This window comes from Paracraurococcus lichenis, assembly GCF_030657435.1.
GTDB lineage: Bacteria > Pseudomonadota > Alphaproteobacteria > Acetobacterales > Acetobacteraceae > Paracraurococcus > Paracraurococcus lichenis.
In genome coordinates, this window is sequence record NZ_JAUTWS010000018.1 from 76,319 (window position 1) to 92,522 (window position 16,204).

General features: G+C 73.3%; 15 protein-coding genes. 7 read left to right on the forward strand and 8 right to left on the reverse strand.

The annotated features are described in order from the left end of the window. Nucleotides 1-85 precede the first annotated feature (85 nt). The 3 genes from Q7A36_RS19240 to Q7A36_RS19250 form a co-directional block, all read right to left on the reverse strand. On the reverse strand, nt 86-1,078 hold the full coding sequence (locus tag Q7A36_RS19240; protein WP_305105357.1) for an alpha/beta hydrolase: 993 nt from the start codon (nt 1,076-1,078) through the stop codon (nt 86-88). A gap of 137 nt (nt 1,079-1,215) precedes the next feature. Next, the gene (locus Q7A36_RS19245) at nt 1,216-1,461 is read right to left on the reverse strand and encodes a hypothetical protein (protein WP_305105358.1); all 246 of its coding nucleotides are present in this window, start codon (nt 1,459-1,461) and stop codon (nt 1,216-1,218) included. A gap of 148 nt (nt 1,462-1,609) precedes the next feature. Beyond that, complete coding sequence (locus Q7A36_RS19250) at nt 1,610-3,400, reverse strand: IlvD/Edd family dehydratase (protein ID WP_305105359.1); 1,791 nt, start codon at nt 3,398-3,400, stop codon at nt 1,610-1,612. A gap of 208 nt (nt 3,401-3,608) precedes the next feature. Between Q7A36_RS19250 and Q7A36_RS19255 the strand changes: the two genes are divergently transcribed. Continuing rightward, nucleotides 3,609-4,649, forward strand: coding sequence for an alpha/beta fold hydrolase (locus tag Q7A36_RS19255; RefSeq protein ID WP_305105360.1), 1,041 nt, complete (start codon nt 3,609-3,611; stop codon nt 4,647-4,649). Between the two features lie 99 nt (nt 4,650-4,748). Continuing rightward, entirely contained in the window at nt 4,749-6,722 is a 1,974-nt protein-coding gene (locus Q7A36_RS19260; RefSeq protein WP_305105361.1) for a glycosyltransferase family 4 protein, read from the forward strand. A gap of 46 nt (nt 6,723-6,768) precedes the next feature. Here the strand turns inward: Q7A36_RS19260 and Q7A36_RS19265 are convergent, their stop codons facing one another. Then, the gene (locus Q7A36_RS19265) at nt 6,769-7,812 is read right to left on the reverse strand and encodes an alpha/beta hydrolase (protein WP_305105362.1); all 1,044 of its coding nucleotides are present in this window, start codon (nt 7,810-7,812) and stop codon (nt 6,769-6,771) included. 213 nt (nt 7,813-8,025) lie between these two features. Here Q7A36_RS19265 and Q7A36_RS19270 point away from each other — a divergent pair, with 213 nt between their 5' ends. Together Q7A36_RS19270 and Q7A36_RS19275 are read left to right on the forward strand one after the other, a co-directional pair. Next, complete coding sequence (locus tag Q7A36_RS19270; RefSeq protein ID WP_305105363.1) at nt 8,026-9,414, forward strand: MATE family efflux transporter; 1,389 nt, start codon at nt 8,026-8,028, stop codon at nt 9,412-9,414. A 54-nt stretch (nt 9,415-9,468) separates the two neighbouring features. Further along, complete coding sequence (locus Q7A36_RS19275; protein WP_305105364.1) at nt 9,469-9,591, forward strand: hypothetical protein; 123 nt, start codon at nt 9,469-9,471, stop codon at nt 9,589-9,591. A 12-nt stretch (nt 9,592-9,603) separates the two neighbouring features. Here Q7A36_RS19275 and Q7A36_RS19280 read toward each other — a convergent pair whose 3' ends face one another. Continuing rightward, nucleotides 9,604-10,707: a C-terminal binding protein gene (locus tag Q7A36_RS19280; RefSeq protein WP_305105365.1), complete on the reverse strand. Its 1,104-nt coding sequence runs from the start codon at nt 10,705-10,707 to the stop codon at nt 9,604-9,606. Between the two features lie 95 nt (nt 10,708-10,802). Here Q7A36_RS19280 and Q7A36_RS19285 point away from each other — a divergent pair, with 95 nt between their 5' ends. Further along, nucleotides 10,803-11,549: an SDR family NAD(P)-dependent oxidoreductase gene (locus tag Q7A36_RS19285; RefSeq protein WP_305105366.1), complete on the forward strand. Its 747-nt coding sequence runs from the start codon at nt 10,803-10,805 to the stop codon at nt 11,547-11,549. A 15-nt stretch (nt 11,550-11,564) separates the two neighbouring features. Here Q7A36_RS19285 and Q7A36_RS19290 read toward each other — a convergent pair whose 3' ends face one another. Beyond that, nucleotides 11,565-12,098 (reverse strand): cytochrome P460 family protein, encoded by a 534-nt coding sequence (locus Q7A36_RS19290; RefSeq protein ID WP_305105367.1) that lies wholly within the window; start codon nt 12,096-12,098, stop codon nt 11,565-11,567. A 427-nt stretch (nt 12,099-12,525) separates the two neighbouring features. Between Q7A36_RS19290 and Q7A36_RS19295 the strand changes: the two genes are divergently transcribed. After that, nucleotides 12,526-13,788, forward strand: coding sequence for a hypothetical protein (locus Q7A36_RS19295; RefSeq protein WP_305105368.1), 1,263 nt, complete (start codon nt 12,526-12,528; stop codon nt 13,786-13,788). A 74-nt stretch (nt 13,789-13,862) separates the two neighbouring features. Here the strand turns inward: Q7A36_RS19295 and Q7A36_RS19300 are convergent, their stop codons facing one another. Beyond that, nucleotides 13,863-14,507, reverse strand: a complete 645-nt coding sequence (locus Q7A36_RS19300; RefSeq protein ID WP_305105369.1) for a class I SAM-dependent methyltransferase — start codon at nt 14,505-14,507, stop codon at nt 13,863-13,865. Further along, nucleotides 14,504-15,403 carry a 4-hydroxybenzoate octaprenyltransferase gene (gene ubiA, locus Q7A36_RS19305; RefSeq protein ID WP_305105370.1) on the reverse strand — a complete coding sequence of 300 codons (900 nt, stop codon included), beginning with the start codon at nt 15,401-15,403 and terminating at the stop codon, nt 14,504-14,506. Before ubiA ends, Q7A36_RS19300 begins: the two co-directional genes overlap by 4 nt. A 43-nt stretch (nt 15,404-15,446) precedes the next feature. On the opposite strand from ubiA, the gene Q7A36_RS19310 reads away from it, so the two are divergent. After that, entirely contained in the window at nt 15,447-16,175 is a 729-nt protein-coding gene (locus tag Q7A36_RS19310; RefSeq protein ID WP_305105371.1) for a 16S rRNA (uracil(1498)-N(3))-methyltransferase, read from the forward strand. Nucleotides 16,176-16,204 lie beyond the last annotated feature (29 nt).

Genomic DNA, 16,204 nt, shown 5'->3' on the forward strand with positions numbered 1-16,204 from the left:
CCCACCCTGCTCTTCGGCCGCCATCATCGCGGCGGCGCCCGCAGCGTCAATGGGGGGGCGTCAGTGGGGGGGCGTCAGTGGGGGCTCAGGCGGCGACCGGCGGCGGCATGGCGAGGAAGGCGTGCATGGCGTGCCAGAATTGCTGCCGGTTCAGCCCGAAGCCCAGCGCATGCGCGGCATGCGACAGCGTGACGAACTGCCGATCGCCGTTCGGCAGCCGGCCGAAGAAGTCCTGCAGGTCGGCCAGGCTGGCGATGCCGTCATGCTCGCCGCGGATGATGAGGACGGGCGCCTTGACCGCCTCCGGCTGCACCACCGGCAGGTTGGCCGTCATGTCCAGGTAGGTCCCGGTCGGGATCTGGTCGCCGAAGGCAAGCTCGGCATCCGCCAGCGCCTCGGCGACCGCCATGTCGGAGGTGCCGGGCAGGTCGCGGGTGAAGATGCTGCGGATCATGGCGCGGTCGCGCAGGCGGCGGTTGCTGGCGCGGTACTCGGGCAGGCGCTTCGCGCGCTCGGCCAGCGTCGGCGAGCCCTTCCCCGTATAGGTGAAGGCCGACAGCACCAGGCGATCGACGCGCGCAGGCTCCCGCGCCGCGAAGACCGCGGCGCGCAGCGCGCCCGAGCTTTCGCCGCAGTAGTGAAAGCGCGCCGCGCCCGTCTCCCGCGCCACGACAGGCGCGGCGGCGGCGAGATCCTCGGCGCCGCTGGCGATGTCCGAGTTCGACCCGGTGCGGGAGGACCTGCCGTAATTCTCGTGGTCCATCGTCCAGACATCGTAGCCGAGCCGGGCGAAGACGTTCATGAGCGAGTACTCGCCCTTGCCCGGCACGGTCAGGTCGAAGCTCGGCTGGGCGGAGTTGGAGGAGCCGTGCACCAGGAAGAGCACGGGCCGCGGCGCCTCCCCGGGCCGCGGGACGCCGAGCCGCTTGCGGTAGAGGCAGAGGCGCACGGGGCCCTTCCCGGCCCAGTACTGCGCGCCCCAGACCGCCGCCTCCTCGGCCGCGGCGGGGCCGGCGGCGAGCGCGGCGGCTGTGGCCGCGCCGGCGAGCATGGCGCGGCGCGATGCGGGTCCCTGCATCGGACATCTCCCCCGTGGTGTTGCGGGGGAGCCTAACGCCTGTCCGGCGGAGGGAAAACGTCGCGGGGGGTCGGATACGACAAGGGCCGGGGGTAGTCCCCCGGCCCTTGGCCGTCAGCGGAGTGTCGGGTGGCGGTTCAGCGCCGCGCCGGCTCCGCCTGGGCGAAACGGCGCGCCACCGCCGGCGGCAGCGCGGCGACCGGCGGCTGCTTCACGGCCTCGGCCTGGCGGGGCTGGGGCCGTGCCGGGGTCGGGATGAAGGCGCGCTGGTTCTGCTGCAGGGTCCGGGCGGAGGGATCCTCCGGCGCGGGAGACCCTTGGGCGAAGGCGGGCGCCGCGGCCAGGCCCAGAAGCAGGGCGGCGGCAGGCAGGATGCGGGACATGTGGATCGACCCTCTGGAGGGGGCGGCCCGATAGCCGCCCCTCGCTTGGCGCCATACTTGCGCATCCCGGCCGCCGATTCCAATGCGGCATGTCGATTGCCGTCATCCGTCAGGCGGATTCCCGCCCGACGGAACCGCCGGGCAACCCTCAGTGGTTGTGCCGGCTCTCCCCCTTTGTCTCGAGGATGTTGAGATAGAGCGTCGCCGGCTCCAGGCAGCCGCCGGTCCCGAGCTGCCCGACCATGCTGCGGGAGATCTCCTCCCAGGGCGTCTTGTGGACCAGCTTCGGCGGCTGCCAAGCGGCGCGGCGGGCGGCCAGCTCCGCCTCCGGGATCAGCACGTCCACCTTGCGGGTGTTCAGGTCGATGCGGATCGGGTCGCCCGACTTCAGCAGGGCGAGGCCGCCGCCGACCGCCGCCTCCGGCGAGACGTTGAGGATGGAGGGGCTGCCCGAGGTGCCGCTCTGCCGCCCGTCGCCCATGGTGGGCAGGGTATCGACGCCGGCTTTGATGAGCGCCGCCGGCGGCTGCATGTTCACCACCTCCGCCGAGCCGGGATAGCCGACCGGGCCGCAATTGCGGATGACGAGGACGGTGCGCGCGTCGATGCCGAGCGAGGGGTCCTCGATGCGGTCGTGGTAGTCCTCCGGCCCCTCGAAGACCACGACCTTGCCCTCGAAGACGCCCGGCGGCTCGGAGAGGAAGCGGCGCTGGAACTCGGCATCGATGACCGAGATCTTCATCACGGCATTGTCGAAGATGTTGCCCGACAGGATGGCGAAGCCGGCGCGTTGCTTCATCGGCGTGCCATAGGCGCGGATCACCTCGCGGTCCGGCTCCTCGAGGCTCTCGAGATTTGCCGCGTAGCTCCTGCCGGTCACCGTCATGACGTCGCCATGCAGCTTCCCGGCCTGCAGCAGCTCCTTCATCACGGCGGGCACGCCGCCGGCTCTATGGAAAGCCTCGCCGAGGAAGCGGCCGGCCGGCTGGCAATCGACCAGCAGCGGGATCTCCTGGCCGATCCGGTCCCAGTCCTCGATCTTCAGCTCGACACCCATGTGCCGGGCGATGGCGATGATGTGCGGCGGGCAATTGGTGGAGGCGCCGATGGCGCTGGCCGCGACGATCGCGTTCTCGAAGGCCTGGCGCGTCAGGATGTCGGAGGGGCGCAGGTTCTCGTGCACCATCTCGACGATCCGCTTGCCGGTCGCGTAGGCCATCTGCCCGCGCTCCCGGTAGGGGCCGGGGATGGCGGCGCAGCCGGGGAGCGACATGCCCAGCGCCTCCGCCAGGCTGTTCATCGACAGCGCGGTGCCCATGGTGTTGCAGTGGCCGACGCTGGTCGCGCTGGAGGCGACCAGCTCCATGAAGCGCTCGTAGTCGATCTCCCCGGCCGCCAATTGCTTGCGCGCCGCCCAGACGATGGTGCCGGACCCGGTGAGCTGGCCGCGGAAATGCCCGTCCAGCATCGGCCCGCCGGAGAGCACGATGGCCGGTATGTTCACCGTCGCCGCGCCCATCAGGCAGGCCGGCGTCGTCTTGTCGCAGCCCGTGGTAAGCACCACGCCGTCCAGCGGATAGCCGTGCAGCACCTCGACCAGGGAGAGATAGGCGAGGTTGCGGTCGAGCGCCGCGGTCGGGCGCTTGCCGGTCTCCTGGATCGGGTGGATGGGAAACTCGAGCGGGATGCCGCCGGCGGCGATGATGCCGTCCCTGACGCGCCTGGCGAGGTCGAGGTGATGGCGGTTGCAGGGGGCGAGGTCGCTGCCGGTCTGGGCGATGCCGATGATCGGCTTGCCCGATTGCAGCTCGCCCCGCGTCATGCCGAAGTTGAGGTAGCGCTCGGTATAGAGCGCGGTCATGCCCGGGTCTTCCGGATCATCGAACCAGCGCTGGCTGCGCAGCTTGAAACTCTTCTTGGTCTGGTCGGAACCGGCCATGGCGATCACTCCCCGAGGGATGGAAGGGTTAGACCCGCCAGTTGGGGTGTCAACGGCGCGTGCGCAGGCCAGGGCATTCTCACGCTGACCGTGCAGCGTGAGAATGCCCTAGGCTTTTGATTTCTGGAGCAGATTCACGCCTCCGAGCGTTTCCACTCTGCGGCGATCTGCTCTAGCCTCCGCGGAACGATGGGGGAGGAGACCCGCCATGTTGCGCCGCCGGCTGCTCGCCGCCCCGCTCGCCGCCGCGCCCGGCCTCGCCCCCGTCCTGGCCCAGGGAGCCGGGGAGCCGCCGATCGCGCTGCGCGCCATGGGCAGCTTCCATATCGGCGGGCGGGAGGCCGTGGTGACGGGACGGCCGGTGAAGGAGGTAGCGCTGGTCCCAGGCAGCGTCCCGGCCCGCATCGACCCGAACGGCACCTACCAGGTCGAGGCGATGTACGTGCAGTACCACCTGCCGGCCGCGCCGCGCGGCGCGGTGCCGCTGCTGCTCTGGCATGGCGGCGGCCTCACCGGCGTGACCTGGGAGAGCACGCCCGACGGCCGCGAGGGCTGGCAGCAGTATTTCCTTCGCTGGGGCTGGGCGACCTATGTCTCTGATGCGGTGGAGCGCGGCCGCGCCGGCTGGGCGATGTCGCCGGAGATCTTCCAGGGCGATCCCGTCTTCCTGACGAAGCAGGACCCCTGGGAGCGCTTCCGGATCGGCGCCGGGCCGGGAAGCTGGCGGACGCGGACCGCGCTGCCCGGCACGCAGTTCCCGATCGACGCCTATGACGCCTTCATGCGCCAGGTGGTGCCGCGCTGGACCACGACGGATGCGGCGCAGCTTGCGGCCTATCGGGCGCTGCTGCGGCAGGTCGGGCCGGCGGTCGTGCTGGCGCATAGCCAGGGCGGGCTCTTCGCCTGCCGCGCCGCCCAGGCGGAGCCGGCGCAGGTCCGGGCGCTGGTGCTGCTCGAGCCCTCCGGCTTCGGGGAGGCGACGCCGGAGGCGCTGGGCGCGCTGCGCGGCATCCCCGTCCTCGCGCTCTACGGCGACTTCATCGACCAGGACGCGCGCTGGCCGGCGATCCGCCAGCGCGGCCTCGATTTCTACGAAAAGCTGCGGGCGGCGGGCGGGGCCGTGGAGGTGGTCTCGCTGCCCGAGCGCGGCCTCCGCGGCAACAGCCACATGATGATGATGGACAGGAACAACCAGGCGGTCGCGCAGGTGGTGCAGGACTGGCTGGCGGCGCGGGGGTTGTGGCAGTAGCCGATCCCGGCGACGGCGGCCGGTATCCTTTATTGAAACGAACGAAAATACCGTTATTCCTGCGCACGAATTCGTGATGTGCGCCAGGAGAACCTCCTCATGGATGACGGCAAGCTCTTTGCGCCTGTTGCCGACGCAACCGGGCCGGGTCTATCGGCGGCCGTCCCGGTCTCCATGGTGTTCGATGTCTCGGACCTGATCGAGTATTTCATCCATTCACGGCTGCCGACCGGCATCCAGCGGGTGCAGATCGAGGTGGCGCGCAACCTGCTGGCCGATCCCCGGTCGGATATCGAGATCGGCTTCGTGAGTTTCGTCCGGGCGATGCAGGGCTGGGCGGAGATCGCCCCGGCGGACCTGATGGCACTGGCGGACCTGGCCATGCGGCAGGGCGACGCGCAGGCCCCGGAATGGCGCGAAGCCTTCGAAGCCTTTCACGGCCGCCTGCAGGAAGCGCCGCCCTTTGCCTTCCCGGCCGGCGCCTGGCTGGTGAACCTCGGCTCGTCCTGGGGCATCCCGAACTACTTCCTGCACCTCCGCAAGGCCAAGGTCCTGCACGGCCTTCGCTACGTCCCCTTCATCCACGACTGCATCCCCTTGACGGCGCAGGAATACTGCGCGCCGCAGCAGACGCGCGAGTTCCTCGACTGGATCCTGGGCGTGTTCCAGCACGCCGACCGGATCATCGTGAACTCCCGCGCCTCGGCGCGGGACCTGCGGCGCGTCGCCGCCGCGCTCGGACAATCCCTCGATATGCCGCCGGTGGTGACGCTCGACGCCGATTTCCGGACCGCCGAGACCCGCGTCCAGCCCGCGCCGCTGCGCGAGGACCTGGCGAGCGGCAATTTCGTGCTGATGGTCTCGACCATCGAGGCGCGGAAGAACCACCTCGCCGTCTTCGCGGCCTGGCTGGCCTTGCTCCGCCGCCATGGCCCGGCCCGCGTCCCGATGCTGGTCTGCATCGGCAAGCCAGGCTGGGAGAGCGGCCCGATCTACGCCCGGCTTGCCAGCAACGACCTGCTCCGGCGCCGGGCCATGATCCTGTCCGACGTGACGGATGCCGAACTGGCCGCGCTGTACCGGCATTGCCGCTTCACCCTCTACCCGAGCTTCTACGAGGGCTGGGGCCTGCCGGTGACGGAGGCGCTGTGCCACGGCCGCGTGCCGCTGGTGGCCCGGACCTCCAGCCTGCCCGAGGCCGGCGGCGAATTCGCGCGGTACTTCGACCTGGGCTCGCAGGCGTCGCTCGAGCAGGCGCTGGAATCGCTGATCTTCGACGATGCGGCCCGGGCCGGGATGGAGGCGCGTATCGCCGCGGCCTTCCGGGCCCGCCGCTGGTCCGACATCGCCGCGGACATCACCGGCCTCGTCCGCGATTGGGCGCGCTCCGCGCCCGCCGCGCCCGGCTGGCACCGCGACCTCGCCGCGCGCGGTCTCTGGCCCTGCGACATGCCGCTCGGCATCTGGCTCGGCCTCTCCCCCTGCCGCGAGACCGAACTCTGGCCGGGTCGCTCCGCTCCCGAGGCCCTGCGGCAGGGCGAGAACTGGTGGGACCTGGAGGACTGGGGCTGCTGGACGCGGGGCAAGCTGGCGCGCCTTGCCGCCCTCGTCAGGCTTCCCGACGAAGGCAGCGCGATCGTGCATATCGGGCTGCTCGGGCTCTCGCGCGGGGAGTGCCGGGGCCGGGTCACGCTGCAGGGCATCGGCCAGCAGGAGGTCACCGTCGGTCCTTCCTCCCATGCATGGGTCAGCTTCGAGGTTACCCAGGAGCGCGCCGCGGCGCTGCGGCTGCCGGATGGCCGCGCGGTGATCGACATCGTCATCGCCAGCGACCGCAGCCTGGACTTTGCCGAGGTGACGGGAGGCGCGGACCGGCGGACCGCCGGCCTCGGCGTCCGCGGCATCCTGATCTGCGCCGCGGCCGACACCGGCACGCGGTTGCGCTTCCTGGAATGCGCCACGCTCGGGAATTTCCGGCCCCTCCTCGGCATGCCGGACGACATCGAGCATCAGGGCGTCGGGCGCTGGGCCGATGCCGACCTGCCGGACCCAGGGGAAGCCGCCGCAACCTGACGCCGCGCGCCTCCGCCACGCGCATCGCGCGGGCGGAGGCAGGCCCTCAGGCCCCCGCTTCCTCCAGGAAGACCTGCACCGCCTGGAACAGGGCGCCGCGGTTGCGCTCCATGATGATGGTATGCGTCCCCTCCGCCAGCATCACCAGCCGCTTGCCGGGCGAGGCGGTCAGCAGCGGGAAGAGCGTCGTCGCCATCGCGGGCGGCGTGTCGTGGTCCCATTCCGCGACCACCAGCAGGGTCGGCGCGGTGATCTTCGCCGGATCGTAGAAGGGCTTGCCGGCCTGCCAGTATTCCCGGCCGTCGAGCAGCACGCCGTTCGGCGCGCGCAGCGCCGGCGGGTTGCGCCGCTGCCCCTCCGGATCGGTCGCCCAGGTCACGCCGGCCCAGTGCTCGAACCAGCCGGGCGGGATCAGGGCCGCGCGCTTCTCGGCCGGCACGCCGGTCAGCCAGCGCTCCCGCGCCTGGGCCTGGGTGACGAAGCGATAGGCGCCGAGCTCGCCGGAGGTCCCGGCGGCCGAGAGGCTCGGCCCCTCCCGCAGCCAAGCGGGCGCATAAAGGACGAGGCGCTCGACGAGGGCGGGGTTGTCGGCGGCGAAGCGCGCCTGCGTCGCCGTGCCCCAGGACCAGCCCATGTGGACGATCCGCGGCAGGTTGCGCTTCTGGCGGATGAAGGCGGCGACCGCGCCGATATCGGCCACCGCCGTCTCGCCGCGCACGAGCGGCGGGTTCGCTTCGGGCGGCTGCGCCATCTCCGGCGGGCGGGTGCTGCGGCCATAGCCGCGGAGGTCCATGCACCAGACGTCGAAGCCGCGGCCGGCGATGTAGTCCATCCAGGACAGGCCGCCGAGCGGCAGGTCGAAGGCGGTCGAGGCCGGATAGGTCGCGCCATGGACGAAGAGCAGCGTGCGGTCCGGCCGCGGCGCCGCGCCGCTCTCCGGGCGCTTGTTGCGGACGAAGATCTCGATCCCGGCATCCTTGGACGGGACCATGAATTCCTCGGTGGCGATCTGCGGCGCCTGGGCCTGCACGGCGCCAGGGACGACCACGGGGGCGAGCATCGGGGCGGCGAGAAGCGCGCGGCGGTGCATGGCGTCACTCCGGTTGTGCCGGCCCGTCGGGCGGGCCGTGCTTTCGGCCGCGAAGTGTCGCCCCACTCGGCGCCGAACGGAAGGGCATGCGGCGGGGGCGGCGCGCGATCGGGCGGCGGGCGCAACCATCCGGCCACAGGCGCGGCCCCCGCCCGCGCGGCGCGTGCGGCGTGTCACGCGACCCGGCGGCGCGGACCCGCTAGAGGAGGGCGGATGGACGCCATCACACGGGCCGCCGGGGACAACGCCTGGGCGGCGGAGGCGCGGGCGACGCTCGCCCTCGCCTGGCCGCTCGCCCTGACCAATCTCAGCCAGCACGCGCTGGCGCTGACGGATGCCATGATCCTCGGCTGGCTCTCGACCGAGGCGCTGGCGGCGGCAACGCTGGGCGCCAATCTCTACTGGGCCGTCATGGCCGCGCCGCTCGGCACCGCCCTCGCCGCGACGCCCCTGCTGGCGCAGGCGCGCGGCGCCGGCAGGCTGCCGGGCGGCCGGGGCTGGGTGCGGCAGATGCGGCGCGGGGCGCGGAGCGCGCTCTGGGCCTCGCTGGCCATGCTCCTCCCGTCGATGGTCCTGCTCTGGTTTGCCGAGGCGGTGCTGCTGGCGATGGGGCAGGAGCCGCGGCTGGCGGCGCTGGCGGGCCGCTATGTCCGGGCGCTGATGTGGGGGCTGCCGCTCTTCTGCGCCTTCGTCGTGCTGCGCGGCTTCCTCGCCGCCATGGAGCGGCCGGCGCCGGCGCTCTGGATCGCGCTCGCCGGGATCCTGGTCAATGCCGCGCTCTGCGCGCTGCTGACCTTCGGCGCCTTCGGCTGGCCGGGCCTCGGCATCCGCGGCGCGGGCATCGCCAGCACGCTCGCCAATGCGCTGATGGTGCTCGGGCTGCTCGGGCTGATGGCGCGGGACCGCGTGCTGGGGCGCTTCCGCCTGTTGGGACGCTTCTGGCGGCCGGACCGGGCCAAGCTGGCCGAGGTGACGCGCATCGGCCTGCCGATCAGCGGCACCATGCTGCTCGAGATCGGCGTGTTCAGCGCGGCGGCGATCGCCATGGGCTGGTTCGGCGCCACCGCGGTCGCGGCGCATGCCATCGCGCTGCAGGTCGCGGCCATGACCTTCATGGTACCGATGGGCATCGCCCAGGCGGCGACGGCGCGCGTCGGGCTCTTCGCCGGGGAGGGGCGGGGGCGGGAGGCGGCGCGGGCCGGCTGGGTGGCGGTCGCGCTCGGCGCCGGCTTCATGGCGGCGATGGCGATGCTGCTGCTGGCCGGGGCGCATCGCATCGCCTGGGCCTTCCTGGACGCGGCCGACCCGCAGGCGGCGCCGGCGGCGGCGCTGGGCGCGGTGCTGCTGACCATCGCCGGCATCTTCCAGTTGGCCGACGGCGTGCAGGCGGTGGCGGCGGGCGCGCTGCGCGGTCTGAAGGACACGCGGGTGCCGATGCTGCTCGCCGCGCTCGGCTATTGGGGCCTCGGCATGCCGATCGGGGTCGGCCTCGCGGCCGGGGCGGGGCTGGGGCCGCCCGGGATCTGGGTGGGGCTGGCCGCGGGGCTCGGCGCCGTCGCGCTGCTGATGCTGCGGCGCTGGCGGCGCCTGTCCGCGGCGTAACTGGACGGTTCATGCCGGCGCGCGCATCAGGCGGATCGGTTGAAGGACCCGCCCATGCGCCTGTTTCTGCTGCTGCTGCCCCTGCTGCTCGGGGCCTGTGAATACGTCAGGCCGAGCCCAGTCGGGACGAACTGCGTCCACCAGGGGCGCAACCCGATCCCGGTCTGCACGAACTGAGCGCGCCGGAGGTCACTCGCTCTCGGGCGGGATGACGTTGGTCTTACGCCCCTCGACCAGCACGTCGCGCATGGTCTCGGCGCCGAGGCGGCGGATGTCGTCCCAGGCCTCGGGCGTGTGGAAGGCGATGTGCGGCGTGATGACGAGGCGCCCCGCGAGCCAGGGCTCCCGGTCCCGGTAGGCGCGGAGCAGCGAGGGGATCGGCTCCTTCGGCGGCTCCTCCGGGATGACGTCGAGGCCAGCGCCGGCGATATGGCCGTCGCGCAGGCAGCGCTCCAGCGCATCGATGTCGAGGATGGGGCCGCGCGCGGTGTTCACCACGACGGCGTTCCGCGGCAGCAGGCGCAGCTCCCGCTCCCCGATCAGGCCGCGCGTCGCGCGCGTCAGCGGGCAATGGATGGAGAGCACGTCCGACTGCGCCAGCAGCTCGTCCAGCGAACGGGCGCGCTCGATGCCGAGCGCGCGGTCCCAACCATTGGGCTGGTTCGGATCGTGGAAGACCACGCGGTAGCCGAAGGCCCTGGCGCGCAGCGCGGCGGCGCTGCCGATGCGCCCGAGGCCGAGGATGCCGAAGGTCTGGACCTGCTGCCGCCGGTGCAGCGGCGACTGCAGGACGGACCAGGGCGCCGGGTCCGGCCCGCGCTGGGTGTCGTGGTAGAGGATGAGGCCGCGGCGGAGCGAGAGGGCGAGGAGGACGGCGAACTCCGCCACCTCCATGGTGCCGTAGTCCGGCACGTTGCAGACGGTGATGCCGCGCGCGGCGCAGGCGGCGCGGTCCACGCGGTCGTAGCCGACGCCCATGCGGACGACGACCTTCAGCTTCGGGAAGCGCGCGACCTGCTCGGCCGGGACCGCCATGCGGAGCGTCATCAGCCCCTCCACCTCGGCCAGCAGCGCGTCCGGCAGTTCGGCGATACTCGCCTTCGCGTTGCCCTGCAGGATGCGGACGCCGGGGCCGAGGATCTCCTGCTCGAGCCTGGTATCGGGATAGAGCCCCTCGGGCTCGAGCACCGTCAGCATCGCGCGCGTTTCCCCCTGGATCGGTTGGGCGGGCAGAATGCGGCGGCCCTGCGACCCACGCAATCCGCCCCGCCCCGCGGCGGACAGGATGGTCATGGCGCGCCGCCGATGGTCTTCTGTGCCTTGCGGCGGGGCCCTGCCGGCATGGGCGGGGCGCGTCGCGGAATGACGGATGCAGGTCGGAGGACAGGATGGCGCGGCGTTACCTCATCACCGGCGCGGCGAGCGGCATCGGCGCCGCCTGCTGCCGGTTGCTCGCCGCGCCGGGCAATGCCATCGCCCTGCACACGCGGAAGAACCGGGAAGGGCTGGAGCACATGGCCGCCCAGGTCAGGGAGCGCGGCGCCACCGCCCACACCCTGCTCGGCGACCTCGCGGAGGCCGGGGCACCCGAGCGGGCGGTGGAGGAGGCCGCGGCCGCCCTCGGCGGACTCGACGTCGTCATCGCCAATGCCGGCTTCGCCGACCGCACGCCCATCGACCGGTTGACCGACGAGGCCTTCACCCGCAGCCACGACTCGATCACCCTCGCCCTGCTGCGCCTCGCCCGCGCCGCCCGGCCGCATCTCGCGCGCGGTGAGCATCCGCGCCTCGTCGCCGTCTCCTCCTTCGTGGCGCATGTCTTCCGGCTGGAGCAGCCGCTCTTCCCCGCCTCCGCCGCCGCCAAGGCGGGGCTGGAGGCGCTGGTCAAAGCGCTCGCCATCGAATGGGCGCCGGGGATCACGGTGAACGCGGTCGCGCCCGGCTTCACCCGGAAGGACCCGGGCGCGCACGCCGCGCTCGACCCGAAGGCCTTCGAGGAGCGGATCGGCCGCATCCCGCTGCGCCGCCTCGGCGAGACGAAGGAGGTGGCGGCGGCGATCCTCTTCCTCGCTTCCCCGGCCGCGGGCTACGTCACCGGCCAGGTGCTTCACGTGGATGGCGGCATCACCGCCTGAGCGCCGGCGAGTCGCTCACCGCATCGGATAGGCCGTGAAGATATAGTCCTTCGCGGCGACCGCCGTGTGGCAGGCATGCCCGCAGGCGGTGCCGGTCACGCTCGGCCGGAAGCTATCGGCGGCGGCGTCATAGGCATACTGGGCATAGGCCCATCCGGCCGTGGCCGGGAAGCGCTTGGTGTCCTTCTCGATGAAGGAGACCGATTTCAGGACGCCCGGCACCGTCACCGCATAGGGCGATTCGGCGCTGGCCTGCCGCGACCACTCGATCTTGGCGACCATGGAGCCCTCGGGGAAGGGCCGGCCACTGCCCGGCACGCCGGCCCGGTAGGCCTCGATCATCGCGGGGTTCGCGGCGATGACCTTCAGCCCCTCCTCCGTCGCGCTCACGGCGACGTATTGCCAAGTCTCGTAGCCCCGGAACTCGGCCAGCGAGAGCCCGTCCGGCACCGTCACCGCGAAGCGGTCCTGCGCCGCGGGGGCGATGCCGCCGAGCGCCGCCGGGAGGGCGGCCGTCGCCAGGGTCATCGCCATGCGTCTGCCCTTCATGTCCGTTGCCTCCTGTGCACTCGTCGGTCGCGGCGGTGGAGCGAAGCGGCGTCGGTAGGGAAGCGGCGGCCTTCCCTGCGGGTGTCCCGGAGGGGAGCGCGCCGGGACTGCGGCGGCGGCGTATCGGCCGCAAGGCAATGCGAGGGCCGAGCCTGCGCCGCTGCCTGCCCGGATGCAACGACGAAGCCTGCCGCGGGAAGCGCGGTCCGGACGGCGGGACCCTCGGCCGCCTCCATCCCCGGCTTGCCGTTTCTGGAAATTATTCCTATAACGTGCCCGCGCTGCCGGAGGCCGATCCATGCGTCCCGCCCCACCCCTCCAGATCCCGGTCCAGGTCCCGCCGGCTGCACATTCTTGCCACATTTCCCCGGCCGCCTTTGTCCGAAAGCCGCGTTCTCCTCCGGTGCCGCTTCGGAATTCCCGACCTGTGCGACTGATCCTGCTACTCGTCCTCGCGCTTGTGCCGCTGTCCCCGCGCGCCCAGGACCTCGCCGGCCATGGTGGGCCGGTGCGGGCGCTGGCGGTGCTCGCGGACGGGATGCTCGCCTCGGCCGGCTTCGACCAAGCGGTGATCCTCTGGGACCCGGCGGCGGGGAAGGCGCGGCGGGTGATGCGCTGGCATGCCGGGGCGCTCTCGGCGCTGGCCGCGCTGCCCGGCGGCGGGGTGGCCAGCGCGGGGGAGGAGGGGCGCATCGCCCTCTGGCCCGCCGGCGGCGCGGCCGAGCCGCTGCGGGTGCTGGAGGGGAATGACGGCCCGGTCACGGCGCTGGCCGCGGCGCCGGACGGGGTGCTCGCCTCCGGCGGCTGGGACGGCACGGTGCGGCTCTGGGCCCGGGACGGCACGGCGCGGGTGCTGCAGGGCCATGCCGGGCCGGTGGGCGGCCTCGCCTGGCTCCCGGCGGGCCTCGCCAGCGCCGGGGCGGACGGTACCCTCCGACTCTGGGACACCACGGGCGGATCGGGCGGCGGCCGCGTGCTGGCGGAGTTCGGCCTGCCGCAGAACGCGCTTGCGGCGCTGCCGGGCGGGGCGCTCGCCGCCGGAGGAGCGGATGGCGTAGTGCGGATCCTCGGCCCGGACGGGACGGTGCGGGAGATGGCGGCGGGCAGCCGACCGGTGGTGGCGCTGGCCGCCTCGCCGGACGGGCGGGTGCTGGCCGCGGCCTCCATGGGCGGCAGCGCCGGGCTCTGGTCGGTCGCCGATGGCCGCCTGCTGCATACGCTGGAGGGACCGGGCCTGCCGCTCTGGTCCGTTACCTTCGCCGCGGATGGCCGGAGCCTCTGGACCGGCGGGCAGGACCGGCGGGTACGGCGCTGGGATGCGGCGACGGGCGCGCCGCTCGGCCCCGTCGCGCCGGTGTCCGAGGCCGCGCTGCCTGCCGGCGCCGATCCGGAGGGCGCCCGGGTCTGGCGCGCCTGCAGCGCCTGCCACGCGCTGACGGATGGGGAGGGGCCCATGGCCGGGCCGACGCTGCACGGCCTCTTCGGCCGGCGGATGGGCAGCGTGCCGGGCTATGCCTATTCCGAGCGCCTCGCCCGCGGCGACATCACCTGGACGCCGGAGACGGTGGCGGACCTCTTCACCCGCGGCCCCGACCTGGTCACCCCCGGCACGCGCATGCCGGTGCAACGGGTGGGGGAGCCTGCGGAGCTGGCGGCGCTGATCCGCTTCCTCGAGGTGGCGACGCGATGAGCCGCCATTCCCTCCGGCCCCCGGCTGGACGCACCCCGCGGGGCGAGGCTTGGCCGCCGCGGCGCGGCCCGGGCTCAGGGCAGCAGGCGGGAGATGGTGACGCGGCGGCTGTCGCGGTCCTCGAGCTCGCGCGTCGTCGGCACCTCGAAGCGGGCCACTTCGAGAAGCCCTTCGCGCGGGACATAGGCGCGGCCGGGATCGGCCAGCCAGACCTCCGCCCCCGCCGCCGCCATGGCGCGCAGCCAGGGCAGGATATGGCCGGTCATCGGCGCCTCGTAGCAGACATCGCCGGCCAGGATCAGGTCCCAGCGGCAGGCGGCGCCGACCACGTCGCCCGCGGGCGTCGCTACCGCGACGCCGTTCAGCGCGGCATTCACCCGGGTCGCGGCCAGCGCCAGCGGGTCGATCTCGGCGGCCTCCACCAGGGCGGCGCCGGCCTTGGCCGCGGAGATGGCGGCCAGGCCGCAGCCGGCCGCGAAGTCCAGCACCCGTCGCCCGGCGGCACGGGCAGGGTCGTCCAGGATCAGCCGCGCCATGGCCTGGCTGCCGGGCCAGGCGAAGGCCCAGAAGGGCGGCTCGATCCCCTCCTGCTGCAGCCAGGCCTCGGTCGCCTGCCAGATCGGGGTGATCTCGGTGGCCAGATGCAGCGGGATCTCCGGTACCAGGGCCGGCCGGGCGATCGCCGTCTGGGCGCGGATGAAGGCCTCCGGGTCCCTCACAGCCGGCCCAGCAGGAAGGCCGCGGCGACGGCCAGCCCCACCTCACGGTTCGCCTTGAAGAGGCGGAGGCAGTGAGCGGGGTCGTGGATGTCGAGCGTCGCCACCTGCCGCGCCAGCAGCGCCGCCGGCAGCAGCAGGCCCGGCAGGTAGGGCCAGGCCAGCCCCGCCGCCCAGCCCGCGGCGGCGAGCAGGCCGAGCATCGCGGCATAGCAGGCGGCGAGGAAGGGCCGCGTCCGCTCCCCGAAGCGCAGCGCCGTGCTGCCGATGCCGACCGCCGCGTCGTCCTCGCGGTCCTGGTGGGCATAGATCGTGTCATAGCCGAGGATCCAGCAGAAGCCGGCGGCCCAGAGCAGCCAGGCCACGGGCCCGAGCGCCCCGGTCGCCGCCACCACCCCCTGCGGCGCCGCCCAGGAGAAGACGAGGCCGAGCATGGCCTGCGGCCAATGGGTGACGCGCTTGGCCAGCGGATAGAGCAGGATCGGCAGCAGGGAGCAGAGGCCGAAGAGGATCGCGGCCCCGTTCAGCTGCACCAGCACCAGCAGCCCGACCAGGCAGAGCCCGGCCAGGAAGACCAGCGCCTGGACGGGGGTGACCGCGCCGGAGGCGAGCGGCCGGCCGCGCGTGCGCTCCACCCGCCGGTCGATGTCGCGGTCCCAGAGGTCGTTGACCACGCAGCCCGCCCCGCGCATGGCGATAGCGCCGATGCCGAAGAGCGCCGTCAGCCACAGCCCGGTGCCCCGGTCCGGCGCCACGGCGGCGAAGGCCCAGAGCCCGGGCAGGAAGAGCAGCCAGGAGCCGATGGGCCGGTCCAGCCGCGCCAGCAGCGCATAGGGCCGCCAGCCGGCGGGCAGGCGGGCCACCAGGCCCTGGGTGCGGATGTCGGTATGGCCTTGCATGCTGTGCCCTTGAATTGGGGCTCCGTGTCAGCGAAAGGGCCGCATGTCCACCCCGCGCCTCTACCTGGACCAGCCGCTGGAGGAAGGCCGGGAGGTCCCGGCCACCTCCGCCCAGGCGCATTACCTCGGCGGCGTCATGCGCCGGGCCCCGGGCGATGCGGTGCTGCTCTTCAATGGCCGGGACGGGGAGTGGGAGGCGCGCATCGCCGCACTCCGCAAGGACCGTTGCCTGGTCAGGCCCGAGCGGCGGACCCGCGCGCAGGAGGTGGCGCCCGCCACCCGCCTGCTGGTCACGGCGGTCAAGCGCGACGCCATGGACTGGATGGCGGAGAAGGCGACCGAGCTCGGCATCGGCGCCATCCAGCCCGTGCTGACGCGCCGCAGCATCACGGACCGCGTCAATACGGGGCGCCTTTCCAGCATCGCGCAGGAGGCGGCCGAGCAATGCGGCCGGCTGACGGTGCCCGCCATCGCCCCGGCCGCCCCCTTGCATGCGGTGCTGGATGCATGGGATGGCACGCCGCTGCTGGTCGGCGACGAGCGGCGGGAGTCGCCGCCGCTCGCCGCCCTCGCCCAGGGCCTGCCGGTCGGGCCCTGGGCCTGGCTGGTGGGGCCGGAGGGCGGGTTCGAACGGGCGGAGCTTGACGATCTCCGCCGCCGTGCCTTTGTTTCGACGGTTTCCCTCGGGCCCCGCATCCTGCGGGCGGAAACCGCCGCGGTGGCGGGCCTGGCGGTGCTGCAGGCGCTTGCCGGCGACTGGAATACAACCTGATCGTGCCGGGCGATCGCCCAGGGCCCGAG